Raw genomic sequence first — 22,963 nt, forward strand, 5'->3', positions numbered from 1 at the left:
GGCGACGTTTTAGCATCACGCCTCAGGCAAAAAACCATGTTGCATTAGCAGACGCTGATACAGCGCTGTATTTTCGTCATCAAAGCAGACGAAAATCGCCTGTTTGATGTGGGAGTGGGTTGCCAGATAACCCCACACGCTATTGACAGCGATCTCGGCAGCGGCAGGCTTGGGATAACCATAAATGCCCGTACTTATCGCAGGAAAAGCAATGGTTTCATAACCATTCGCTTCTGCAAGTTTAAGGCTGTTGCGGTAAGCGTCTTCCAGCACCCGCGCTTCGTGATCGTCGCCGCCACGCCACACGGGCCCCACGGCATGGATCACGGCTTTAATGGGTAAATCGCCTGCGGTGGTAATGACAGCATGTCCTGGAGAACACTCCCCCTGCTGCTGCCGTACTTTTTTACAGGCTTCCAATAGTGCAGGACCTGCCGCACGGTGGATTGCGCCGTCCACACCGCCGCCACCCAGTAAAGATGTATTCGCGGCATTCACTATGACATCAACCTGCAGCGTGGTGATGTCCCCCTGCCAAACCTGTAATCGTGGTTGCATATTGATACCTCTTTTCAAACTTATCTTTAAACAGTGTATCGCAGGCAAGAGGCGGGAGTATGAAAAATGAAGCGGTGCCCGATGCGCACACCGCCCGGCAAAGATCAGTTGTAAACGATATCGAGAATAGCGAGCGTCCGTTCCGGATTGATGTAATTCATTTTCATTGTCGCTACGTTCTGCACGCCCTGCGGTGCCTGCGACAGTTGATTAAACGAAATCGTGCGTGTTTTTACTTGCCCATCCCTGTCACAGGCCATTTGCACATTGCGTGCTTTAACGTTTACTTCACAAGGTGATTCAACAATCATTCCTTCGAAATGAATAACTCCCCCCGTTGCCGCTCCGGCAACACTACTGATACTCCCGACCAGTAGCAACATACTGGAGATAAAACGTTTTCGTGAAGCTGACATATTGACCTCAGGAATATGTTGTTAGGGAGGTAAGACGGTCAGTCTTTCTCCCGACCTCTGGTAATCAGAGTGTCAGCTTTATATATACATCATTTCAACAAATTTAACAGAATATTAACCGCACTTATTTAGCGCCATTCATTCATTAAATGAATGACTTAGCTTTGTTTTTGCGGAGACCATTGCTGCGAGAGATGCAGATTATTTCCGTCCGTGACCGTGACCGTAATACTGACATGGTCCTGTGGCGAAATAGTCATGCTCATTCTCATTAAAGCGGTAGGTTGATTCGCCCGCAACGAGAGGGTTTTTCGCTGTTGTGTTCTGCTTTCACCGGCTTCGCCCTGCCGGGTTGCCAGAATTTGCACCTGACAAAGGCAGTCCTCACTCAGCACCACCTGCGGCGTGATGGTGTAAACCTCCCCCTGTTGAACGGCGTCAAACGTTATCTGATTAGACAGTGCGGCAAGCAGCAATAAGGTATGCATGGAACCTCCATAAAAAGAAACAGGGCCTGAGCCCTGTCTCTTTTTACAACGCGTTGCTTAGTACTGATTAGCCGTGGCGTTGTTGCCAAAACCAACCTGACGAACAACAACACTGGAATCAGAAGCCGTCTGGTTAACCAGCGCACCGTTGCGGCTACCGAACTGGCTGACGGTAATGTCAGAGTTACGGCTGTTCCACTGGTCGATAGTTGCACTGTTACGAGAACCGCTTTGTGACAGGCTGATTTCGCTGTTATCAGAACCCTGACCTACATCGGCACCGTTACTGGAGCCATGCTGGCTAATTGTGGTTTCAGAATTGCGCGCATCAGATTGCAGTGCGAGGGCAGAGTTACTTGCACCGCTCTGGTAGATGTTCAGCTCTGAATTAGGACCGCTGTTGCCACCATTACCGCCATGACCATACTGAGGAACAACGCCTGCAAAAGCACTGGCTGAAACTACGAGAGCTGCTACAACTGCCACTTTGAAAAGTTTCATGGTAAACCCCCATCGGATTGAATAAACGTCACTCTGCGTTCAACGTTGTATAACGCGAATCGACATTTGCGACTGTCTTTGCACTACAACTGCTGTCTTCTGTGTACCGTACTGCGCAATGCTCGCTTTGTTACCCGACCCTTTCTGGATAATCATCGCAGTATTGCCATATGCCCCTTGCGTAATGCTCGCATCATTCGAGTTTCCCGACTGATCGATATAAGCAAGGTTGTATGAACCTGACTGGTCTATTCTTGCGGAATTCCGGGCACCGTCCTGGGAAATCGCCGACAATAACTTAGAACCACCCTGGTTAATCTGTGCATTATTATTAGAACCGGTTTGACCGATAATTGCGGCCTTGTTATAAGAGGCTGCGCTTAATTCATTTACCGCCAGGTTATATTCTGAACTTGCCAAATCATAACTTGCTGCGGTTGCAAACCCAGGCGTACCCAGCATTGCTAACATCATAAATAACAACTTGTTTTTCATGTTGTCACCCTGGCCTGGTTAGGTGCTTCACGAAACAATTCTTTTATTAAATTGTTTCGCCTGCTGCGCAGTAGTTAACTCTCGAAATATTTGTTAACGCTGCGTTACGAAAGTCAGTATGCGCAGACAAATAACTTTAATATCTAATCCACGAGTTGTATTTTGAAAAATAATATTCACACCAAAGTATGATAAAAGCAGATTTTTTTAAAAACATATAAAGAAGGAACTTTAGCATTCCGGTGTTACGCATTTACTTATAACAAATAGCGCACTTCAGGTTATCCAGGAACGACTTATGAGAGCGCGTTTGCAAATTTCCGCCAATCTGTCGTCACCACGCGACTTTTTTTCAGTCAGAATTAAACCGCATTCCACCACCGGGTATTTTCTATAATGTAGAGAAGGTACAACTTTTAGATTTTTAAATTTTATTTATATTTCAATATATTAAATATGTTTGTATGATTTTTAAAATTTATGCAACTTTCGTTAGATGTACAACTTATGTATCAATCAAAAACCTTTCAAAAAGATTAATTAACAAATTAATATTGATTTTTACATTCGGTTACATGTTTAACACTTGATTTAAGGTTGGCTGAAGCTAGATTGAAATCAGCAGCACTCATGTAATTTTATTAATTTCCCCTTAGTGGGTTGAGCGTTTATTACTACACACAGCAAACAGCATCTGTCAGTACTTCTGGTTTCCCCGCTTTGTGCGGGGAAAGCTGCGGATGTGCTTAAAGCGGGGTTTCATCATGTTTAGTGAAGTCCAAGGTGTTCAAAATCAAGCGTTATTGTTAATTACCAAACCTTCTTTACAGGCAACAGCTTTGTTGCAACATCTTAAGCAGTCTTTGTCATTGACGGGAAAACTCCATAATATTCAACGCTCGCTGGATGATATTTCAAGTGGCAGCGTAGTGTTGTTTGATATGATGGAGGCTGATAAGAAAATGATTCATTATTGGCAGGATATTTTATCCCGCAGAAACAATAATTTAAAATTATTGTTGATGAATACGCCAGATGAATATCCCTTCCGCGAAATTGAAAACTGGCCACATATCAACGGCGTATTTTACGTGTCGGAAGACGAATCCTGCATGGTGGAAGGGTTACAAGGAATCCAGCGCGGTGAGTGTTACTTCTCACAAAAACTGGCCAGCTATTTGATTACTCATTCGGGTAATTATCGTTACAGCAGTTCTGAATCGGCGTTGCTGACGCATCGGGAAAAAGAGATTTTAAATAAGCTGCGCATTGGCGCATCGAACATTGAAATCGCCCGTTCGCTATTCATCAGCGAAAATACGGTTAAAACGCATCTTTATAATCTTTTCAAGAAGATATCCGTTAAAAATCGTACTCAGGCTGTCTCCTGGGCTAACGACAACCTCAGGCGTTAACGCCATGAAACGCTATCTGAATTATCTTGCGGCAGCCGGCTTTTTCTTTGCTGCGGGGGATCTTCGCGCTGTCGAAGTGGAGATACCCGGTTTGTTAACCGATCATACGGTCTCTTCAATCGGTCATGATTTTTATCGTGCATTTAGTGATAAATGGGAAAGTACCTGGACAGGGAATTTAACCATTAATGAACGGCCCAGTGCGCGCTGGGGAAGCTGGATAACCATTGCGGTTAACCAGAATGTCGTTTATCAGACATTTCTCTTTCCCACGAAACGTGACTTCGAAAAAAACATCGATTCCGCGTTAGCACAAACACAGGAAGCACTTGATCATCTTCAAATTAACCAGGCATTACTCAGCACGGGTGATTTGGCGAAAGACGAGTTCTAAAACACGATTACTCTTTCCGGAGGCAAACATGCGTATCGCATCTGCCCTAACCTTGTTCATGCTTGTAGCACCGCTAAGCTGGGCCGGTAATATGACGTTCCAATTCCGTAATCCCAATTTTGGCGGTAACCCAAATAATGGGGCATTTTTATTAAACAGCGCCCAGGCGCAAAACTCCTATAAAGATCCAAGCTATAAGGACGACTACGGAATAGAAACGCCGTCAGCATTAGATAATTTTACCCAATCCATTCAGTCACAAATATTGGGTGGATTGTTGACCAATATTAATAGTGGCAAACCGGGAAGAATGGTGACCAGTGACTATATCGTCGATATCGCCAACCGGGATGGGCAACTGCAATTAAATGTAACTGACAGAAAGACAGGCAGAACCTCAACCATCGAAGTTTCAGGTCTGCAAAGCGGTTCAACTGATTTCTAAGGCATCGCCTTTACAGGACGACAATCATGCAGCGCTTATTACTTATTCTGGCCGTGTGTTTATTAAGCGGATGCTTAACCGCGCCGCCGAAACAGGCCGCTAAACCTACTTTATTACCTCGGGCTCAGAGTTATCAGGATTTAACCCACCTGCCGCTACCGACAGGTAAGATTTTCGTGTCGGTATATAACATTCAGGATGAAACCGGGCAGTTTAAACCCTATCCAGCCAGTAACTTCTCAACGGCGGTGCCGCAAAGTGCGACGGCCATGCTGGTTACTGCGCTAAAAGACTCACGTTGGTTTGTCCCCCTGGAACGTCAGGGGCTGCAAAACCTGCTTAACGAACGCAAGATCATCCGTGCAGCCCAGGAAAATGGCACGGTAGCGGTCAACAATCGCTTCCCGTTACAGTCCTTAACGGCGGCGAATGTCATGGTGGAGGGGTCGATCATTGGCTATGAAAGCAATGTGAAATCGGGCGGTGCGGGTGCACGATACTTTGGTATTGGGGCGGATACGCAATATCAGCTCGACCAGATCGCCGTCAATCTACGCGTGGTCAATGTGAGTACAGGGGAAATTCTCTCCTCGGTGAATACCAGCAAAACGATTCTGTCTTATGAAGTGCAGGCCGGGGTGTTCCGCTTTATTGATTACCAACGGCTGCTTGAGGCGGAAGTAGGTTACACCGCCAATGAACCGGTTATGCTCTGTTTAATGTCAGCCATTGAAACCGGGGTTATTTTGCTGATTAACGACGGCATCGATCGCGGATTGTGGGATCTGCAAAATAAAGCAGAGAATAAAAACGAGGTGCTGGTGAAATACAGGGAAATGGCTGTACCACCTGAATCCTGATGGCGATGAAAAGTAAAAGCGTGTCGGCTTACACCGTCACGCTTTTTTTTGTTGTTCAGACAGGGATGTGGTGCGTCGGGAGGCAAGCCAGATGCCGCTGTTTTTCATTGCAAAACCAAACAGTAACCCCACCACCAGCGAGGGCACGACCAGTCGCCAGTCGCCCTGTCCGGCAAAGGTGGCGCAGGCGCCAATAAAGGTGCCTGGCACAAATGAAAGCAGCAAACTTTTTGCCTGTACGCACATCAAAAATGCCACCAGCCCGGTGACCACATAGCCCACTATTTCCAGATGAGGGGCCAGCGCGCTGCCGTGAATGATCACCTGCGCCCATGCCGCGCCGCTCAGTAACGTACACAGCGAAATGAGCAGCCCTTTTACGCCACCCTGTGGGCAGGCGAAATAAGCGGTACAACCGAGAAAACCCGCCCAGCTGATAAGGCCAAGTGAGACAGCAACCCAGCCCCAAAGACCGGACAGCAGCCCTGTTGTTAATGCGAGAGAGAGAAGTAAGTTCATGGTGCGCATCTTACCAGATACGCACCTATCAGATGTGATTTACACCACAAATAATGCAACGCAAAAACAACCGTTACATTTCAAATGTGATTACCGTCACATTTATTCCTCTTCCGTCTCCTGCAACTCGTCCCACATGGCGGAGAGCGCTTCGCGGGTCAGCAGCGCCAGCGTACGCCAGAACGGGGTGGTCGCATGGGCTTCTACTTTTCCGAGGAAGGTGCCACACCACGGCAGGAGATAGTCAGAAAACAGGGTTTCCAGCGCCTCGCTTTCGTCTTCTGCTGACTGATCTTCCAGCCAGGAGGCAGCCAGTAATAAGGTGCCAAAATGATCTGCCGGCGTCTGGGTTAACGGCATCCCGCGCGAGGCAAGAAACGCGTGCACTTCCGCTTCCGTCCCCTCTTCCACCCATGCGCTACGGTACGGCGAGACCCGGCACTCATCGCCGACAAACAACGCGTTGTAATCTGCCGCCAGGCTTTGGGCATCGCAATTTTTCTGCAATCGTGTGAGCAACTCATCCTGCTCAAGCGGCCAGTTTTGTGCCAGTTTGCCCTCGCGAATCAGCGTGTAGAGCGGTACCAGTAGCGGGTCCTGCGGCTGGCGATAAAAAAGTGAGCCGAGTACGCGGCAGAGGATGGAAAATTCGTTCATGCAAGGTTCCAGTAAATGACAGATTAAAGTTCAGCGAATTCGCTAATGGGTTCCATCCCGCGGGATTCAAGGAAAGAGAGTAACCGACGTGGTGAGACATTAAGAATCTTTTCTTCCGGGAAGCCCACATCATCAAGGACTTTACGGCATTCGTCAAAATCGCCGAGGGTAAAAGCGGTATGGGAGTCGGATCCCAGCGCTACCCACCCTCCTGCATCACGCACGGCAGCCGCAATGGCACGGCAATTGGCTTCGCTACCTTTACGGGAATGCAGGAAAGAGGAGTTATTAATTTCCAGCGCCACATCATATTTTGCGGCGGCTTCAGCAACCGCCTTGATATTGATGGGATATTTAGGATTGCCGGGGTGGCTGATAATATGGGCGATGCCGCCCGCAATGGTAGCAATCATCGCCTGAGTGTTGGTCGCTTCGTCCTGCGGCGCAAACACCGGCTCATGGAAACCCGCAATGATCAGGTCAAGCGACGGCAGCATCGGCCCACTGCAATCAATCTCGCCGTCGGTATTTTTAATATTCGCTTCAATACCACGCAAAATACCTACGCCATCAACCAGACGGGGCCAGATACGCATATTCACAAAATGCCAGTAGTGCGGTGCATCCGCCATATCGGGGCCGTGATCGGTAATCGCAAAAAGCTTGATTCCTTTACGCTTTGCTTCAGCAATATAGTCCTGGAGGGTGCTATAGGCGTGGGTACTGGCGACGGTATGCATATGCAGGTCAACGGGATACATGAAACTCTCCTGTAGTTGTTTTTGCAAGGATAGCAGTTATCGCCGCCATTTTTAATGAAAACCCCGTGAACCTTTGGGTGTCATCAGTAGCCTCTTGCTCTGTCAACCAGCCCGTTAGCCCTTTCGCCCCGCTCCACCTGGCCAATGGTTTTGGCAATGTAAGCAATGGCTTCCTCCGGGCGAGTGACAGCAGCCACATGCGGAGTGATTGCCACGCGCAGATGTGCCCAGAGCGGGTTGTCAGCGGGAAGTGGCTCCTGATGGAAGACATCCAGCATCGCCGCTTTGACTTTGCCGCTATCCAGCGCGGCCAGCAAATCGGCTTCTACCACATGCGCCCCACGCGCGATGTTCATGACGTAGCTGTTATCAGCAAGCTGAGCCAGCAATGACTGGTTAATGATGCCCGCTGTCTCCGGCGTGTTAGGCAGCAGATTGATCAGCACACGGGTGCCCTGTAAAAAATCGCGCATCTCCTGATCACCAGCATAACTTGTCACACCCGGTATCTCTTTACGTGAACGGCTCCAGCAGCGCAGCGGGAACCCCCAGCCCCTCAAGCTTTGGGCAACCTGCGAGCCAAGGACGCCAGCCCCCAGAATACCGATAGTAAAGTCCTCGCGACGATATTCGTCCAGCTCCTGCCACGTGGCCTGTCGCTTTAGCAACTGATAGTCGTCAAAACGGCGGAACCAGTGCAGCACCTGGCTGACGGCATACTCCTGCATTTGCATCGCCATCCCCGTATCTTCAAGACGAAACAGCGGGATGTGCGCCGCCAGCATCTCAGGGTGCGCTTTTAGCTTCGTAAGAATGGCGTCGACGCCTGCACCGAGGCTGAAGACGCCTTTTAATTCACGTCCGCGGAGCATTTCAATAGGCGGGTGCCACACCAGAGCATAATCAGCGGATGCTTCATCACCCGGAGTCCAGGCCCGAACCTTTGCCTCCGGTAGTGCTTTACCGAGTTCGCGCATCCAGAACTCGCCGTCAAATGAGGGGTGGTAAAAGATAATGTCCATCGCTGCTCCCGTTATGCATTGTTGTTTCCGATATTTTTACCGATGGGTTGCGGGCGTGAAAGGGCCATCAGTTAGCTCAACAACATAGCAAATATCATTGATATCACCGCGAAAAAACGGCGTTGCTGAGAAAAAAATCAATTTCAGAGTGATTAAGAAGCAGGTTGTTTGAAGTTTGGCTAAATACGCTAATTAATTGAAAAAGATGATTGACGGAAGTGCCAGTTTTCCCTACATTAGCGCCCGTCCTGGCAGCATCGGGATGACAATACGGTGAGGTGTCCGAGTGGCTGAAGGAGCACGCCTGGAAAGTGTGTATACGGCAACGTATCGAGGGTTCGAACCCCTCTCTCACCGCCATATTTTAAGAAGAGCTCGCATGCAAATGCGGGCTTTTTTTTCGTCTCTGCAAAGCGCGGATTTTGCCTTCCTTCTTTAATAGACATAAAAAAGAAAGTTTGTGACGTTTACGCTTCACGGTATTAATTTCCTCTATATAACGCCCTCTGGTCACAGCTTAAGCGAACAATCATCATTCCCGAAAATATGCTTGACCGTTTTCGCGCAACTCCCTATAGTAGCGCCCCGTTGCCCCCCAGTGGAGTGACGGTAAAAAATGTGGTGAGGTGTCCGAGTGGCTGAAGGAGCACGCCTGGAAAGTGTGTATACGGCAACGTATCGGGGGTTCGAATCCCCCCCTCACCGCCATTATTTTAAAAAGAGCTCGCATGCAAATGCGGGCTTTTTTTTCGCATATTGCATTTCAACCGGGGGGATGAGAAGCCCCGACCGGGGGTCGACAACCGGCGTCAGCCGGGTGGACAGATGACGAGCCTGCGAGGAAGCTGCCCGCACAAAATTGCCAGGAGCAATTTTGAACAGCATTTTCGCTGGCCCCGGAGGGGCGAGGCCCAGGGATGGGCCGAGTAACGGCGAGCGAAGCGAGTCAATCCCCCTAACCGCTCTTATTTCAGATAAGAGACTGTACGAAAGCCCAGACTTTTTCGCATTATTTTTATCTGATACATCATGCGCTGCTCAATTTTTTAATCGCAATCAATTTACAACCCTGAAAATTATTGAATCATCTTATTCATTGACGCAAAAAATATAAAAATAAAACGTTAAGAAAGCCAAAATAAAACAAAGACACCTCCCCTTCCCTGTGTAAAATAACTCATCCCTCCTTGCAAGAGAACGCTCATGAGAACACGCTTATTGATAGTCTTATCCGCCGCAGCTTTTTTGTTGAATGGCTGCACTCAATCTTCAATTGACGCCAGAAAAAAATTGGTATCTGAATCACCATCCAGGAGTAATAAAAATACCCTGCCTCAACTTACAGATAAAGATATCTTTGGGAATGAGACGACCCTGTCAGTTTCAGAAGAAGATATTCAGGCCGCGCTTGAGAGCGATAAACTCAGTGTCCCATCAGATTCCGCAGTTATTCTTATTCAATCAGGGAACCAGGCTCCAGATACGGTTATGCAGCAGGAACTGAGTAAATATTACAAAGTAACAACATTCTCGGGCGTCCCGGACAGACAAAAAAAACTGTCCTGCAATAAAGTGAAGGATGAAGAAGGGCAAACCGTCATCAGCGAAAATATGAATTATATGCAGTCACTGCGCTACATCGCAGCAAAAGGACAGCAAAAAACGGTGATAGTTTATTGGGATACGCTGCAAACAGGGAAATACGATAATGTCACAAAAACAACCTTATGGACAGATTATCAAAATGAATCAGTACCCAGTCCCGGTTCGCTACGTTATCTGATACGTTTTGCTCTGGTAGATGTGGCAACAGGCGCATGGGCGACCTGGTCTCCGATTAACTACGAGGATAATATCTCTTCACAATTCAACGAAAAGGAGCCGATTCCCCAGCCAAAAATCAGTCAACTAAAACAAAGAACTATCGCCGCAGTGGTTAAAGACTTGAACAGTCGATATCAGTAACAAATGATTATTACTGTCTATTCGCCTGCCGCCAATAATCAGTGGCGGCAGCCAGCGATGAGAAACAGGCGCAGACGTGTTCAACAATATCTCTGTTTATCAGCAAATTCATCCCATATTATATGAGGTTAAATTAATGATATTTGCACAGGCGTCGTCAATACTATTCAACTCTTTTGGATTATTATCGCACCGCCGTCAGAACACGCGCTCTTCCCACAGACTATAAGCACTGGTTCCGGCAATACAGTGTTCCCAGTTAATACTTTCATAGGTGAACGATACTGACTCTTCAGGCTGAGCAGAACTCTCAGTGATAGCATGTGGAACGCAAATATGTATACTTGATATCCTTGCCTTGATCAGTTTTACCCGGTAGTACAATTCATTAATACCAAAACGATTAGTCCGATAATACTCAAAATCGCATGTCAGGCATTCATTTTCGTTTATGGCCTTACTTAATAAAGGTGAAGATTTGTCTATCGGTTTCTGGATGGTCAATTCCTGATGATTTACGTTCTGCACCCGACTCATACCGTGATTGAGTTCTGTTACCATAATTTGATCCAGATGCGCAATCTGGGCTCTATTCCCGATTGAATCCAGTGAAGAACACCCTGCCGAAATTAATCCTTGTAATTGTCCCTGTAGTTTCAAATAGACGAGATTTGCCATGATGATACTCCTTTAAAATAAAAATTATTTATCTGGATTCCTGGTCAGCGTTTCCAGCGCCCCACTCTGCGATAACAATAGCCAGCGGCTTAACACTCCGTGAAGCCGTTCATTGATTTGCTTTTGCAGCATATCGATGTTCTTTCCCTCAGATCTCGCCTGCTGGAATTCCGTTAACAAATATTCCAGCGGCGTCTCAAGGCTAAGTTCACGCTCTGCCTGGTAAACAATGGTTTTAATAGAAGAGAGCGTTAAGCCTTCCTTTGCCTGCTCTCGCCGAACCAGCAGTTCGGCAAATGACCGTAATTCGATTCGCGTCTTCTGCCACCCCAACATTTGCGGGCTACTCGCGGCCTGGTTTTTTAACGTCGAGTTCCAGCGAGAAGTGGCTTGCTGCTGTAGCAAACTTGCAGGCCAGCGCATATCAGCCATTCGGGTCATCTGCTGACCGGTTTCAAGCATTAGCAATGGAGAATAAGCGCTCAGTTGCTGTAGCCGTTGCGGATAATCGCTCAACTGAGGTGATGCCAACCAAACCGCAGCAGCGCCCTGTGCCGTATCACGTGCTGCCATGACATTTTGTTGCAAAGGATAAACCTTCCATCCCCAAAGCGCGGCTGCTACGACGATGCTAAAAAGCACACCAGCCATAAAACCTTTCACACCATTTTTATGATTCGCTTTTTTACTCCGCGACGGAGGTTCTGTTGTCGCATGAACCGCTACTTTCATCTCCGTTGAATCGGGTTGAGTCGGAATTGCCGCTGTTAACCTTTCCGTACTTTCAGGCATATAGACGAGTGTGCAGACAGCCGTTTTAACGCCTGCGGGATCGTTTTTAGGTTCAAGTCGCCTGCGTGTGTTCTGCACAAAATAGAGCAGATTTTCCACCCTGGGAATACGTCCCAGACTCACCTGCTCAAGGGTAGCGCAAATAATCTGCAGCGCGCACTCTACCCTATAGAGAAGCGGCAGATCGTCATCAGTAAAGGCTATCTGCTGACGCAGTATATTGCCGGTTCGGGCATTGAACCAGTCCAACATTTCCACTCTTGCGGTACCATTCTGCGGCCAGAATTTATCCCACTCACGACTTATCAGTGCCGCTATCAGTTCTACACCCTCGCAGAACCCTGCCAGCCCTTGAGTACGTGTACGAGCCAGCGTGTAGTAACTTGCGGTGTGCAGATCCACACCATTTGATTTGAGGACCGTCAGCGCCAGTGATTCCACAAGCTTCCAGTTCATTTCCGGCTGAGCGGGATGGCTGGCTTTATTGATCTCCTCTCGCAGAGCGATGTACTCAGGCAGGTCACGCGGGTCACGACCGGTCATTATTGTTTGAGTCTCCATACTCATTTGTGTCTCCTTAATACAGGGTATCCGGTAGCCTGAAATGGCTGAACAGCCCACCCGCGAACGGGTTATCCAGCGTATCGGTATAGATACGGTAGGTCATCGTGCCACCATCCACGGTGAAGCGAGCGGTAAAAGAACCATCCTGAACGTTGGTCAGCTGGCCTGCGTCAAAAAGACGAAATTGTGCCCACGGGCCGCTGAAAGTAATACTGCGCGAGGTACTGTTTATACCAACCAACGTCAACTTGCTCTCATTACCTTCACGCATATTGTTTGGCCAGACCAGGTGTGCGGTATAGTTGCGCCCCTGTGCGTAATCGACCAGTTGCCCATCAAGGTTCAGCACGCTGCGCCGTTTATTGCCTGACAATCCCACCGTCTCTACGGCAAACTGCGTTCCCATTCCATTTTGCGAACTAAAGAAAATGTCGCGGATTTTTTGCGCACTATGGAGCTGAATGAGGACATCTTCGCGGATAATTACATTACCCTCTTCATTCAATCCCTGGCTATTATCCACAAACAGTTTCAGGTTCTGCTGATAAAACGTATCCAGTAAACCGCCCGTTTTGAAGAAGCGTTCAAATGCATCCAGCGAGACATCCTCTTTTGAACGTGGATTAAACGGGTATTTGTTTGCCAACTGGCTGTTAAAGGTGTTTACGATAGTGTCGCGCCAGTCCAGTTCCATATAGTGAACCGCCTCGATCATCACCACATGCCAGGCCTGATCCGCCAATTTATCAACCCAGCGATTGAGTGGCGATGGCAACGTTTTTGCCATTTGTCGAGTGGCAAAAATCGGATCGGTGCTGTTATGATCTAACCGAAGCTGGACGGCTTTTAACGCCGATTTTCCAGGTGAAGGCGCATTTTGAATGGCCAGCAAGTAACGATGCAGTTCTGTCAGCTGTGAATAGACGGCCTGAAGCACACTACCCTTATCCTTCTGCTCTTCCAGCACGCGGTCCTCCAGCTCAAACTCATGCCCCAGTCGGTTTAGCAGCCGCCATTGTGGCTCCGCTTGCGCTGCATATCGGGCCTTATCGTCAAGCTTTTCAGAAAGGAGAGAAGGTCGGGTATTGTCTCGTAGAGCAGTCAACACTCTCTGGAAGGGTTGATCGCCACTGATTATTTGTTCCAGTGCGCTGTTAAGCAGCGTCAACGAGTCATAGTCGCGAATGGTCAAATTATCCATAGCAGCACGCCAGGTAGCAGTGTAGTCATTGAGATACTGCTCAGTCAGTTGGCGCTGGATCTCCGTTCGATCGGCATCGCTATAGGTAACGTTACGCATCAGAGCCAACACCCATGAGTCCATCGCGGTGAGTGTCACCAGTTCGTCATGTTGTTTTACGAAATAGCTCTGAAGACCATATCGAGTCAGAAACTGGGGAATGATCAGCCGTTTATCATCGGCAGCGGTGAAGACCTGATTGAAGGAAGGGCCAGTATAATCACGCAGGTTGAGATCGGCGGGCAATACCCCCAGCCCGCGTGTTTTTAGGCTCTGGTAAACGCGTTGATAAACCGGCAGTTTACTCAACTCTTTTTGCGCCGCCGTAACGGTCTGGGCATAAGGCGTCCAAAGGCTAATAGCATCAGCATCACCTTGTTGTCGCTCTCCACGCCAGTCAGTATGCGCCAGCGCATAGTCAAGGTGAGACATCAATTGCGCTTGAATGTCGCGCTGACCGTGGAACTGTTCGCTCCAGCGGCGGGCCATAAACTGTTTAACAACCTTATCATTGCGTCCACTCTTGTCATCTAGCATTCGAATGACGCGCAGTACTGCCAGTTTTTCTTCAGAGCCAGGCGGCATGCTTTTCATCTGTTTTATCAATCCGTTCAGCAGAGCGGGAAGATAACGCTGTTCAAGAAGATGGAGGTAAGTCCGTTCGACATACGGCCCCACCCTCGTCCCCTGATAAAGACCCATCTCTGCGAGCCAGCTTCTGCCGCCCCAGTCACCGTAAGCCAGAGTCGCATCACGCACAGGATTCAACAGCGGCAACTGCAGCCGACCAGACTCATCAATGCCTTGGGGCGGTGGCACCGCCATAAAAGATTTCGCTTGCGCAAGTACCTTCAGCCCGGCACGGTAGTTTTGGTTGTACCAATGATGCCAGCCGGTAATAAGCAGCAGCCCTGTGATTGCCGCACATCCCGCGAAAAGCATCATCCGATGACGAGACCGGGCGAGCCACTGGCGATTTTCCCCTGCTATGTTGGGTTCTGCCAGGAGCACTTCCGTAAAAAGCGTGCGGGTAAAATAGGGTGCGCTCTCCACCAGCGGCCAGGCTGACAGGGAAGCAAATTCCATCCCGTACTGACGGGCGGCGGATTGTGTAAAGATGTCATCCACCTGACCACGTTGCAGCGAGGAAGTGAGATAAACGCCACGCAGCAGGATATCCTGCTCCACTCCATCCAGCAGTGCATCCAACATGCTTGTCACACACTCCCCCACCCCTTGCATCTGGCGATAGAAACTGAAAACTGCGCTGCGAGCTGCTGGCGTGGACTGCGTTATCATCTGGCTTATCAGGGCATGGTTCATCTGCGTTCCCCAGTTATCCCAGAATGCACGCAGTTCATTACGCCAGGTTTCACTTTGATGCGCATGATGCGAGAAGGTCACCCCCAAAACACGGTCACGCACATTTCTTTCCACCGTCGTAAACCAGGCGGCAAACCCAGTTAGCAAATCCAGCTTCGTCAACACGACATAGACCGGCAGACGGGCATGCAAAGACTGGCGAAAGGCCTGCAACTGGTCGCGCAGAGTTCGGATAAGGTGTTCCTGGCGTCGTTTGTCCGCGGTCAACAAATCGGGGAGATCAAGCGTCAAGATCAGGCCATTAAGCGGCTGGCGGGAGCGCTTTTGCAGTAACCACCCTAACCAATGCTCCCGGAGGCGACGATGTAATACGTTACCGTCATCAGGTTCATTCAACATGCGGTGCGTATCGAAAATCACCGCCTGTTTGCCGACCCAAGGTGTAACTGATAACTGCTGATGGCTTAGCCGTCTGGAATCAGGGGCATAGATAATGTCTGCAGGGTATCCTTCCCTTAACAGCGCTGTCTTACCGCTTTCACTCGGTCCTGTCATCACATACCAGGGCAATTGCCACAGGTATCGACGGCTGGCCAGATGACGCTGCAACCGCAGCAGCCAGTGGTCGAGATAACGCTGCTGTTGATTAATAGCGAGAGAGAGAGGGTCTTGCTCTTCCTGACGCTGCTGCCTTTGCTGCTTTTCCATCAGTTGCAAACGTTTCATCACTCTGACAATGAGCCATAAAAGCGCTAACATTCCCCAGACAGCAGTGACCAGCCAGCGGTTTGCCAGTGGTTTGAGCCAATAGGTGTCGTTTAACCTCCACGAGGGACCCTTCCACCAGATCCATACCAGCAGCACTATCCACGCCAGCGCCAGTAACCAGATGACTGACACGTTAAAACGGGGCATGGCGGGCCTGAGTACAGAAGCCAGTCGGCTTAACATGCGAGGGGTGGGTATTTTCAACACAAAACACTCCTGTTTTTATCGCTCACAGCTCCACCGTGAGTTTCTCTTTCAGTTGTTGCAACAACACGGGCTCCCAGTCGAGGAGCGACATTCGCATACCGGTTTCATATAGTGTTTGATAGTGATGATGAGCAAGCTGCTTAAGGCCTGATGCTTCCAACAGTTGAGCCATAAGGTACTGTCGGTAAAAATGCGCGCGTGGCATTTCGGCAGGTTGCTGTTCAAGAAGCACAAGCGCTGCTTCCAGCCCATGCTCCTTATTGCACTGCCATACCTGCTGTATCATTTCATTGCTGCTATCCAGCGAGACAACGGCTTTTTGTGGTTCATCTGCCAGCCAACGGGCAGTGTCGTTACTGATAAACGGTGAACGGTCGTTAAAACTAAACATGGTCAGTTGGGGGAGTCGGGCCACAAAACGACGCACCTCATCGCGTATTGCCTGTGCGACCTCATCATGCCCCAATTGTCGCGCGATAACGGCTGAAAGGTGGTGGCCATCCAGCCAGTAAGGGGCTAATAACAAACTTTGTTCTACCTGCTGCCAGAGCGTCATATCGACGTGGGAAAGTCGAGTCTGATAATCGGCCACCCTGTCTGCGGAGACAGCGGCCAGCGGCGTACGCCCGTCATTTTCGGCCGGTGGCGCAATTGTGATGCTGTGCCAAAGGGCATGACGACGCAGGCGATAACCCTGTGGAGATGCTGGTTGCTGTTCACAGAGAAGAGAAGCGACCCTCAGTAACGTGTCGCGCCAGCTCTTATCATCGGAAGCGTCGATATTCATCCCTGGCGTGCCGATGACACCAGCCTTTGTGCCTGCGGCCACTACGACTGGGGGGATGACAACGTCTTTCTTAGACTGCCCGGGCGAAGGTTCCGAAAGGGGATAATCTCCGAATGCGCGTTGAAAAAGGGTAAATAAACCATCCGTGGCAGAAGCCAGTGCTGGCATGTCGTGTGTTCGCCAGTACTGCGCCAGTACAGTCAGTTCATCAAGCATAAGATCGCGCTGCTCCAGCGTTGAGGCAGCGGCAAAACTGATAATCCCAGGTTCGAAACGTTTGAGAACCTGGTCGGCGAAGCGCTGTTTGTTTGCCATAGCCTGCGGCCAGGCAATGGTCCAGTAATGCGCCACATATTGTGTGAGTATTCTGATAGCGAGTAAAAGATTTCCCTCATGTTGTAGCGTGCGCAACAAATGTGATACCAGCCGGAAATCTTTGCTCTCAGAAGCAAGCAGCGTTAACCCCTGACGCTGAAGCTCGGCAATATCAAGTTGGGCATGGTTCAATGATCCCAGCTTGACAATTTCGCCATCGATATATTCCCACCGCGGGTTATCATCGCTTAGCTTACTGGCCTGCTTCTCCTCCGATAGCACTTGCAATAACTGTGCGAACCAGGCTTCCGGGTTGTGTCTGTCCATTGTGCTATTCCCCAGCCCAGTGGCAGACTTCACGCAGCGGCATGATGACCTGCTCGAGCCCTTCAATATTAAAAGTTAGCGCCCCGGTCCCGCTCGCCAGATCGGTATCCAACTTCAGCGTTTTTGCACCAAACAGTTGTTTAATATCTTCAATGCCTGCAAGCCCACGACTGGTCTCCAGCAACAACCCGTTTTCACGCACGAACCAGTGTGAACGGAACTGCCCTTTTTCAGTTCTCAGAGTGACCGCTATATCGCTCTCCTGTATTGAATGCGTTAACGCCACCTGCATCCGGGTGATATTGTCAACACAGCTAAGCATTAGTACCGGGCGCGGTGGCAGACTACCGATGGCGGGCGTAGTGATGATAACTGTGGGGTGCTCACCGTCGTTGTGGTTAATCAGTAATTGTGTAGAGTCACTGCGCCGCTGTTTCTCCTGCTCAAAGGCCCGCCCGTGTGCCTCGCCTGCATACTTTGCTTTCACCAGTGCTCCGGCAAAACCGGCGTCGGGTTCAGGTGTCAGAATGCGGTCATAGCAGGTAAGACGTTCCAGCGCGGCAGGCTCTTTTCGACAGGCCGACATCGCACCAATCATGGCCTGCATATCCTTCGTCTCGCTGGCGAACACCGGCGAAACCGTCACTATCAGAAACACTATCCAGCGGACGGAAGCGCTCATATCGCACCTTCTTCCGTGGTCATCACGTCTTCAACCACAGCAGTAAACGCACACTCCTGCACATCAAGCGTAATGCGGGCGATAAGAGTATTTGCGGCCATTTTCTGCAACAGCAACAGCGAGAGCGGCGGCAGCATATCGCCATCGATCACAGACTCGAGCATCCTTGCGCCATTGTCCGCACGCGTAACACGGCGCATGATTTCATCGTTGACCTCAGATGTGATCACCACCTCCGCACTAAACCGGGCATGCAGGACATTCTCAAGATGGCTGAGCTTGCTTGAAATAATCATTGCCAGCGTAGCCCGTGACAGCGGCAGGTACGGTATCACTTCCATGCGTGCCAACAGTGCGGGTTTGAAGAAGTCGGCCAGCACCGGGTAGAGTGCATCCTGCATCGCTTCCGGTTTGTCCGCTTGCTTAACAATTACCTGATAACCGAGGTTCGACGTCAGGAAAAAAAGGATATTTTTGCAGTCAATTAGCCGACCTTCTCCATCCGCCATTTCGCCTTTGTCGAAGGCCTGATAGAAAAGATTGAGCACATCAGGATGGGCTTTTTCCACTTCATCCAGCAACACGACAGAATAAGGTTTCTGACGAATGGCTTCGGTCAGTACACCGCCTTCGCCATAACCTACGTAGCCCGGCGGAGAACCAATCAGGCGTGAAAGGGTATGCTTTTCCTGAAACTCCGACATATTAATGGTGGTCAGATATTGTCGACCACCGTAGAGCAGTTCTGCCAGTTGCAGAACCGTTTCCGTTTTACCCACCCCACTTGGTCCCACCAGCAAAAATGCACCGAGCGGGCGACCAGAACGGCGCAAATCGGCTCGCGCGGTGAGCAGATGTTTATGAAGGTGCTCAATTGCCAGTTGTTGGCCCTTAATGGCGTCACCCAGCCACTGAGGTAGGTTGGTAATCACGGACATCTCACTCACTGACAAGCGATTGAGCGGCACGCCGGTCCATTCTGCGATCACCGCAGCAATCTGCGATTTGTCCACATGGGGAGAAACTAATCTCTGCTCAGAGTGAAGAGTCTCAAGTTGGGTGCTGAGCACGGCAAGCCGCTCAACAGCCTTTTTCTCTTCCGACAAAGCATCGGGCGGCAGCATACTGTCATTTGCCGCATCGTTAACGTCTTCACCCGACTCGCCATCAGGTGCCAGCAACGCCTGACGCAAGGAAATAATCTCATTTACCAATGCCCGCTGCTGATGCCAGGCGGCATTAAGGGTATGAAGCTCCACTTGTGTCGAGGCATAGTGCTCATTAAGTGCCTCAAGCCGCCCGCTTTCGACACGCAGGCCAATACGCATTTGTCGCTCAAGTTGACGGATCTCCGCACTGTATTGATGACAATGGGTAGTAAGTGCCGAAATCTGTCTCGGTGGAGAGGAGAGGTTAATCGCCACACGGGCGCAGGCGGTATCCAACACATCAATGGCTTTATCCGGCAACTGGCGACCAGAGAGATAGCGTTCGCTCATGATTGCAGCGGCTTGCAACGCATCATCATCAATCAGCACACCGTGCGTCAGTTCATACACCGCCGCCAGACCACGCAATATCACCGTCGCCTCTGCTGCCGTGGGTTCATTCACTTTGACTATCTGGAAGCGACGCGCCAGTGCGGCATCTTTTTCGAAATATTTTTTATATTCACTCCAGGTGGTTGCCGCGATAGTTTTTAGCTCGCCACGCGCCAGCGCTGGTTTCAGCAGGTTCGAAATATCAAGCCCCCCCTGCTGGTTCCCCGCGCCTATCAACGTATGCGCTTCATCGATAAACAGGATAACCGGCACCGGCGACTGGTTAACTTCCGCCATTACGCCTTTGAAGCGCTTTTCGAACTCGCCCTTGACCGACGCGCCGGCCTGTAAAGCGCCGATATCCAGCGTCATGATGTCAGTATTTTTCAGCTTGTCCGGTACCTGCCCGGCAATAATACGCAGCGCCAACCCCTCAACCAACGCACTTTTACCAACCCCAGCCTCGCCCACGATCACCGGATTGTTCTTGCGACGACGGCAGAGAATATCGATCATCAGGTCAATTTCATTATCCCGGCACAGTACCGGATCGAGTCTGCCGCTTCGGGCGTCTTCGGTCATGTTTTTGGCATAGCGTGCAAGAAGACCCTCGCCTGCCCTCACCCTGACAGAGTCATCCTTGCTGCCATTCAAATTGACCGACTCCGCCGACGCCTTAACCCAGTCATCAAAATCCTGCTGTAACCTGTCACGGTTGATACCCGTCAGTAGTCTTGCGGCGGCGGGCGTCACGTAGCGCGATGCTGAATGCAGCAGCGCCAGCAGCAACACACCGCCGCGCAGCTCCCTTGACTGCATTTCTGCCGAGGCTAACAACCAGCCATCGCGTAACCATTCCACCAATAAAGGAGAAAAGGCCGGATAACTCTCCGTATGACTCAGGGTGGCGTAGTGCTCTACAGCCAGCGCCTGCCCCACTTCCTCTACGTCTATCTCCGCCTTTTCCAAAATAATGCGCAGATCATTGCACGGGATGGCCAGCATCTGTATCAGCACATGGCCTACGGTAATTTCAGTCGCGTGCAAGCTCATACAGGCCGTCGCGGCCATCTCCAAAGCCTGTCGTGAAAAAGGGTTCAGTCGCTTTACCAGCGTAGAGATGTCAATTTGAATCATGCGGTATCCTTACCTTGCAAGCAGACGATTTAATTGATGGAGAATGTCCTGGGTCTGACCGTCCAGGCGCAGGAGATAACACAAGTACACCAGAGAGAGTGTGAGCAGACCTCCTGTCAAAAGATGCCCGATGGTCACTCGTTTTATCAGTTGATAGCGCCCTCTTTTCATCTCCTGATTCTGATGTAACAGGGGAAGCGGCGCGTCACCACGTAGGCTGTGCAACAGGTGATACAACCGCTGGTATATCTGTTCAAATTCGTCCCGGCCCTGTTGCGCGACCTTATAACGGCCGCGGAATCCCAGAGAAAAACAAATAAACAAAAATTCCAGCAGATCCTGATACCGTCCGGGCTCGCGCATCAGACGTTCCAACAAAATAAAAACCTTCTCGCCACCCCATGCTTCACTGTGGAAGCGCACCAGCAGAGACTGTTTTATCCACTCGTTTTTATTTGACCAGCCGTTACCCAGCGCGGCTTCATCAATAAAGGTGCAGAGTATGTAGCGAAACGACACGATGACACCCGGTTCATAGCCACGCTCCTGCAGTAACTGTTCAACCGCTTGTACATCCGTTACCACCAGGGCAAACAGATGATCAGGCATGCTCTGATTTTGCATACCTGACAAACGCATCACCATCCCCAGCAGCGGTGTTGCAGCATCTATCATGGGGTTAAGGCTCTTGCCGCGCAGCGCCAGGCGATACTGACGACCAGTCTCTGCTTCTGAATGGAGACTTAGCTCACTCATTGCCTTAGCCCCTTATCGCCCACAATTGCATATCCAGATCGAGAAAATTGCCCGAAATATGCAAGGCAAGCGCCCCTGCCTTCACCACGTCCTGCCATGCCGAGCTACCTTTTTCAAGTTCAAAGTAGACATAACCATCATGGTACGGAAGCTGACGCGGGGCGGCAGGAAGAGGACGAATGGGAATACCTGGGACCTGCACGCTGACCATATTGCGAATTTTGTCCGTGGAGGCAATTTTCGACTGTTGGGTAAACTGAAGAATAAGTTGGTTATGCGGCATCCGTGCGCGGACAGCGAGGACAAAAACGCCGGACTGCAACAACCCCGGATCGTTGACTGTCGTCAGATAGACACCTTCGGTAAATATCAGCGGCAGATTTTGCGCACGTGGCTGCAGCACGATATTCAGTGCCCGACGCAGTTCAGGGATTACCGTGTTAAAGGATTTTGTGAGATCCCGATGATCGTAAGGTTCAATGACACCGGGCAGACGGCTGTTCTCAGTAAAGGTCGTCAACTCCCCCAGCAGGCTGACCAAATCCAGATAAAAGCTTTCAGGATGCAACGTGTGCAAACGTGTACGATGCGAGAAGTGCATCTGCCAACGGTTTAGCATCTGTAGCATCATAAATTCCGCCACATCAGCAATGCCGCTTTGCTCCGGCGAACCAATGCGCCTGGCCAAATCTGTTGCTCGGGTGGCAATTAATCCTTGTACATCACCGGCAAACCGATTCAGTACCATACTGACCCGCAACGTCTGGCAAGTGGGGATAAAATCCTCATCAAGCACCAGGGCTCCGCCCGGCTGATGACTGCGGATACGGCAGAGAGGAAGTACGACCATCGCGCTAAGATCCTCCGCACCACTGACAATTTTCGGTGCCAGTTGGCCGAGCGTGAGAGACTGTACATCACCCTCCTCGCTATGCACATCGCGCACGTCAGTGTGGGTTTCGTGATAGCGCTCCGAACTTTGTCCTCCACTGCGCGCCCCCTGAACTTCACCAATATTGTGGCCAATAACCGGCATCGCCATATAAATAGTGCGACTCTCCGGCGTGCTAAGATCCTGCGGCTGAAACGGCAGTGGCAACCTGTCTTCATCAGGAATACGAAATACCGTGCCATCCGGCAAACAACCTGCAGCCCTGTCGATCATAACCTTGCCCTGCACCAGCAATTCAATGTTGAGAGAAAGCTGCGTAAATCCCCAGGCGAAGTCGCCGAGCGCGTCCAGTCGCTCGCGCAACATTGCATCGTTATGGCGCTGCTGTTGCTGGAAATGCTGTGGCAGAACAAACATTCCTTCACGCCAGAGCACCCGGTTTCTCATCGTGGCCATCG

The 22,963-nt window shown here is 50.2% G+C and carries 22 protein-coding genes and 2 tRNA genes; 7 read left to right on the forward strand and 17 right to left on the reverse strand.

Translation table 11 applies throughout. The annotated features are described in order from the left end of the window. Positions 1-15: 15 nt before the first annotated feature. From ymdB to csgB, 5 genes are all read right to left on the reverse strand, one after another. Positions 16-558 carry an O-acetyl-ADP-ribose deacetylase gene (gene ymdB, locus ACUY4Q_RS14975; protein WP_458043532.1) on the reverse strand — a complete coding sequence of 181 codons (543 nt, stop codon included), beginning with the start codon at positions 556-558 and terminating at the stop codon, positions 16-18. Between the two features lie 104 nt (positions 559-662). Then, complete coding sequence (locus tag ACUY4Q_RS14980; protein ID WP_458043533.1) at positions 663-974, reverse strand: YmdA family protein; 312 nt, start codon at positions 972-974, stop codon at positions 663-665. A gap of 158 nt (positions 975-1,132) precedes the next feature. After that, positions 1,133-1,462: a curli assembly chaperone CsgC gene (gene csgC, locus ACUY4Q_RS14985; RefSeq protein ID WP_458043534.1), complete on the reverse strand. Its 330-nt coding sequence runs from the start codon at positions 1,460-1,462 to the stop codon at positions 1,133-1,135. A gap of 57 nt (positions 1,463-1,519) precedes the next feature. Beyond that, positions 1,520-1,963, reverse strand: coding sequence for a curli major subunit CsgA (csgA, locus tag ACUY4Q_RS14990; protein ID WP_458043535.1), 444 nt, complete (start codon positions 1,961-1,963; stop codon positions 1,520-1,522). 39 nt (positions 1,964-2,002) lie between these two features. Beyond that, positions 2,003-2,458, reverse strand: a complete 456-nt coding sequence (gene csgB, locus ACUY4Q_RS14995) for a curli minor subunit CsgB (protein WP_458043536.1) — start codon at positions 2,456-2,458, stop codon at positions 2,003-2,005. A 764-nt stretch (positions 2,459-3,222) separates the two neighbouring features. On the opposite strand from csgB, the gene csgD reads away from it, so the two are divergent. Genes csgD through csgG form a run of 4 tightly spaced genes read left to right on the forward strand, consistent with a single transcriptional unit; the run spans position 3,223 to position 5,572 of the window. After that, entirely contained in the window at positions 3,223-3,873 is a 651-nt protein-coding gene (gene csgD, locus ACUY4Q_RS15000) for a biofilm master transcriptional regulator CsgD (protein ID WP_458043537.1), read from the forward strand. 4 nt (positions 3,874-3,877) lie between these two features. Continuing rightward, the gene (csgE, locus tag ACUY4Q_RS15005) at positions 3,878-4,267 is read left to right on the forward strand and encodes a curli production assembly/transport protein CsgE (protein WP_458043538.1); all 390 of its coding nucleotides are present in this window, start codon (positions 3,878-3,880) and stop codon (positions 4,265-4,267) included. A gap of 28 nt (positions 4,268-4,295) precedes the next feature. Beyond that, entirely contained in the window at positions 4,296-4,712 is a 417-nt protein-coding gene (csgF, locus tag ACUY4Q_RS15010; protein ID WP_458043539.1) for a curli production assembly/transport protein CsgF, read from the forward strand. Between the two features lie 26 nt (positions 4,713-4,738). Then, on the forward strand, positions 4,739-5,572 hold the full coding sequence (csgG, locus tag ACUY4Q_RS15015; protein ID WP_458043540.1) for a curli production assembly/transport protein CsgG: 834 nt from the start codon (positions 4,739-4,741) through the stop codon (positions 5,570-5,572). A 36-nt stretch (positions 5,573-5,608) separates the two neighbouring features. On the opposite strand, the gene ACUY4Q_RS15020 is transcribed toward csgG, so the two are convergent. The 4 genes from ACUY4Q_RS15020 to ghrA all read right to left on the reverse strand — a co-directional run bounded on the left by ACUY4Q_RS15020 (position 5,609) and on the right by ghrA (position 8,531). Next, positions 5,609-6,091 (reverse strand): DUF1097 domain-containing protein, encoded by a 483-nt coding sequence (locus tag ACUY4Q_RS15020; RefSeq protein ID WP_458043541.1) that lies wholly within the window; start codon positions 6,089-6,091, stop codon positions 5,609-5,611. A gap of 102 nt (positions 6,092-6,193) precedes the next feature. Further along, positions 6,194-6,748, reverse strand: coding sequence for a TorD/DmsD family molecular chaperone (locus ACUY4Q_RS15025; protein ID WP_458043542.1), 555 nt, complete (start codon positions 6,746-6,748; stop codon positions 6,194-6,196). Between the two features lie 23 nt (positions 6,749-6,771). Then, the gene (locus tag ACUY4Q_RS15030; protein WP_458043543.1) at positions 6,772-7,509 is read right to left on the reverse strand and encodes a phosphatase; all 738 of its coding nucleotides are present in this window, start codon (positions 7,507-7,509) and stop codon (positions 6,772-6,774) included. Positions 7,510-7,592: 83 nt separating this feature from the next. Continuing rightward, positions 7,593-8,531 carry a glyoxylate/hydroxypyruvate reductase GhrA gene (gene ghrA, locus ACUY4Q_RS15035; protein ID WP_458043544.1) on the reverse strand — a complete coding sequence of 313 codons (939 nt, stop codon included), beginning with the start codon at positions 8,529-8,531 and terminating at the stop codon, positions 7,593-7,595. 272 nt (positions 8,532-8,803) lie between these two features. On the opposite strand from ghrA, the gene ACUY4Q_RS15040 reads away from it, so the two are divergent. From ACUY4Q_RS15040 to ACUY4Q_RS15050, 3 genes are all read left to right on the forward strand, one after another. After that, positions 8,804-8,891, forward strand: a tRNA-Ser gene (locus tag ACUY4Q_RS15040). Positions 8,892-9,151: 260 nt separating this feature from the next. Then, positions 9,152-9,239: transfer RNA gene (locus ACUY4Q_RS15045), tRNA-Ser, on the forward strand. Between the two features lie 495 nt (positions 9,240-9,734). Next, complete coding sequence (locus tag ACUY4Q_RS15050) at positions 9,735-10,496, forward strand: lipoprotein YafT (RefSeq protein ID WP_458043545.1); 762 nt, start codon at positions 9,735-9,737, stop codon at positions 10,494-10,496. 198 nt (positions 10,497-10,694) lie between these two features. Here the strand turns inward: ACUY4Q_RS15050 and ACUY4Q_RS15055 are convergent, their stop codons facing one another. Genes ACUY4Q_RS15055 through tssK form a run of 8 tightly spaced genes read right to left on the reverse strand, consistent with a single transcriptional unit; the run spans position 10,695 to position 22,961 of the window. Further along, a complete protein-coding gene (locus tag ACUY4Q_RS15055; RefSeq protein ID WP_458043546.1) occupies positions 10,695-11,174 on the reverse strand; it encodes an Hcp family type VI secretion system effector in 480 nt (159 codons plus the stop codon). A gap of 24 nt (positions 11,175-11,198) precedes the next feature. Further along, positions 11,199-12,533 carry a VasL domain-containing protein gene (locus ACUY4Q_RS15060; RefSeq protein WP_458043547.1) on the reverse strand — a complete coding sequence of 445 codons (1,335 nt, stop codon included), beginning with the start codon at positions 12,531-12,533 and terminating at the stop codon, positions 11,199-11,201. Between the two features lie 10 nt (positions 12,534-12,543). Next, positions 12,544-16,068, reverse strand: a complete 3,525-nt coding sequence (gene tssM, locus ACUY4Q_RS15065) for a type VI secretion system membrane subunit TssM (RefSeq protein ID WP_458043548.1) — start codon at positions 16,066-16,068, stop codon at positions 12,544-12,546. A gap of 22 nt (positions 16,069-16,090) precedes the next feature. Beyond that, positions 16,091-17,497 (reverse strand): type VI secretion system protein TssA, encoded by a 1,407-nt coding sequence (gene tssA / locus ACUY4Q_RS15070; RefSeq protein ID WP_458043549.1) that lies wholly within the window; start codon positions 17,495-17,497, stop codon positions 16,091-16,093. A 4-nt stretch (positions 17,498-17,501) separates the two neighbouring features. After that, positions 17,502-18,179, reverse strand: coding sequence for a type VI secretion system-associated protein VasI (gene vasI / locus ACUY4Q_RS15075; RefSeq protein ID WP_458043550.1), 678 nt, complete (start codon positions 18,177-18,179; stop codon positions 17,502-17,504). Then, a complete protein-coding gene (gene tssH / locus ACUY4Q_RS15080; protein WP_458043551.1) occupies positions 18,176-20,857 on the reverse strand; it encodes a type VI secretion system ATPase TssH in 2,682 nt (893 codons plus the stop codon). The genes vasI and tssH overlap by 4 nt, the downstream gene beginning before the upstream one ends. Before the next feature lie 9 nt (positions 20,858-20,866). After that, positions 20,867-21,613, reverse strand: a complete 747-nt coding sequence (icmH, locus tag ACUY4Q_RS15085; RefSeq protein ID WP_458043552.1) for a type IVB secretion system protein IcmH/DotU — start codon at positions 21,611-21,613, stop codon at positions 20,867-20,869. 4 nt (positions 21,614-21,617) lie between these two features. Further along, positions 21,618-22,961 carry a type VI secretion system baseplate subunit TssK gene (gene tssK, locus ACUY4Q_RS15090; RefSeq protein WP_458043553.1) on the reverse strand — a complete coding sequence of 448 codons (1,344 nt, stop codon included), beginning with the start codon at positions 22,959-22,961 and terminating at the stop codon, positions 21,618-21,620. Positions 22,962-22,963: the final 2 nt, after the last annotated feature.

It is taken from the genome of Phytobacter cepae (assembly GCF_054165735.1).

Excerpts from the sequence above, each read along its gene's own strand:
- ymdB (WP_458043532.1), bottom strand. The coding sequence starts at position 558 with ATGCAACCACGATTACAGGTTTGGCAGGGGGACATCACCACGCTGCAG.
- ACUY4Q_RS14980 (WP_458043533.1), bottom strand. The coding sequence starts at position 974 with ATGTCAGCTTCACGAAAACGTTTTATCTCCAGTATGTTGCTACTGGTC.
- csgC (WP_458043534.1), bottom strand. The coding sequence starts at position 1,462 with ATGCATACCTTATTGCTGCTTGCCGCACTGTCTAATCAGATAACGTTT.
- csgA (WP_458043535.1), bottom strand. The coding sequence starts at position 1,963 with ATGAAACTTTTCAAAGTGGCAGTTGTAGCAGCTCTCGTAGTTTCAGCC.
- csgB (WP_458043536.1), bottom strand. The coding sequence starts at position 2,458 with ATGAAAAACAAGTTGTTATTTATGATGTTAGCAATGCTGGGTACGCCT.
- csgD (WP_458043537.1), top strand. The coding sequence starts at position 3,223 with ATGTTTAGTGAAGTCCAAGGTGTTCAAAATCAAGCGTTATTGTTAATT.
- csgE (WP_458043538.1), top strand. The coding sequence starts at position 3,878 with ATGAAACGCTATCTGAATTATCTTGCGGCAGCCGGCTTTTTCTTTGCT.
- csgF (WP_458043539.1), top strand. The coding sequence starts at position 4,296 with ATGCGTATCGCATCTGCCCTAACCTTGTTCATGCTTGTAGCACCGCTA.
- csgG (WP_458043540.1), top strand. The coding sequence starts at position 4,739 with ATGCAGCGCTTATTACTTATTCTGGCCGTGTGTTTATTAAGCGGATGC.
- ACUY4Q_RS15020 (WP_458043541.1), bottom strand. The coding sequence starts at position 6,091 with ATGAACTTACTTCTCTCTCTCGCATTAACAACAGGGCTGCTGTCCGGT.
- ACUY4Q_RS15025 (WP_458043542.1), bottom strand. The coding sequence starts at position 6,748 with ATGAACGAATTTTCCATCCTCTGCCGCGTACTCGGCTCACTTTTTTAT.
- ACUY4Q_RS15030 (WP_458043543.1), bottom strand. The coding sequence starts at position 7,509 with ATGTATCCCGTTGACCTGCATATGCATACCGTCGCCAGTACCCACGCC.
- ghrA (WP_458043544.1), bottom strand. The coding sequence starts at position 8,531 with ATGGACATTATCTTTTACCACCCCTCATTTGACGGCGAGTTCTGGATG.
- ACUY4Q_RS15050 (WP_458043545.1), top strand. The coding sequence starts at position 9,735 with ATGAGAACACGCTTATTGATAGTCTTATCCGCCGCAGCTTTTTTGTTG.
- ACUY4Q_RS15055 (WP_458043546.1), bottom strand. The coding sequence starts at position 11,174 with ATGGCAAATCTCGTCTATTTGAAACTACAGGGACAATTACAAGGATTA.
- ACUY4Q_RS15060 (WP_458043547.1), bottom strand. The coding sequence starts at position 12,533 with ATGAGTATGGAGACTCAAACAATAATGACCGGTCGTGACCCGCGTGAC.
- tssA (WP_458043549.1), bottom strand. The coding sequence starts at position 17,497 with ATGGACAGACACAACCCGGAAGCCTGGTTCGCACAGTTATTGCAAGTG.
- vasI (WP_458043550.1), bottom strand. The coding sequence starts at position 18,179 with ATGAGCGCTTCCGTCCGCTGGATAGTGTTTCTGATAGTGACGGTTTCG.
- tssH (WP_458043551.1), bottom strand. The coding sequence starts at position 20,857 with ATGATTCAAATTGACATCTCTACGCTGGTAAAGCGACTGAACCCTTTT.
- icmH (WP_458043552.1), bottom strand. The coding sequence starts at position 21,613 with ATGAGTGAGCTAAGTCTCCATTCAGAAGCAGAGACTGGTCGTCAGTAT.
- tssK (WP_458043553.1), bottom strand. The coding sequence starts at position 22,961 with ATGGCCACGATGAGAAACCGGGTGCTCTGGCGTGAAGGAATGTTTGTT.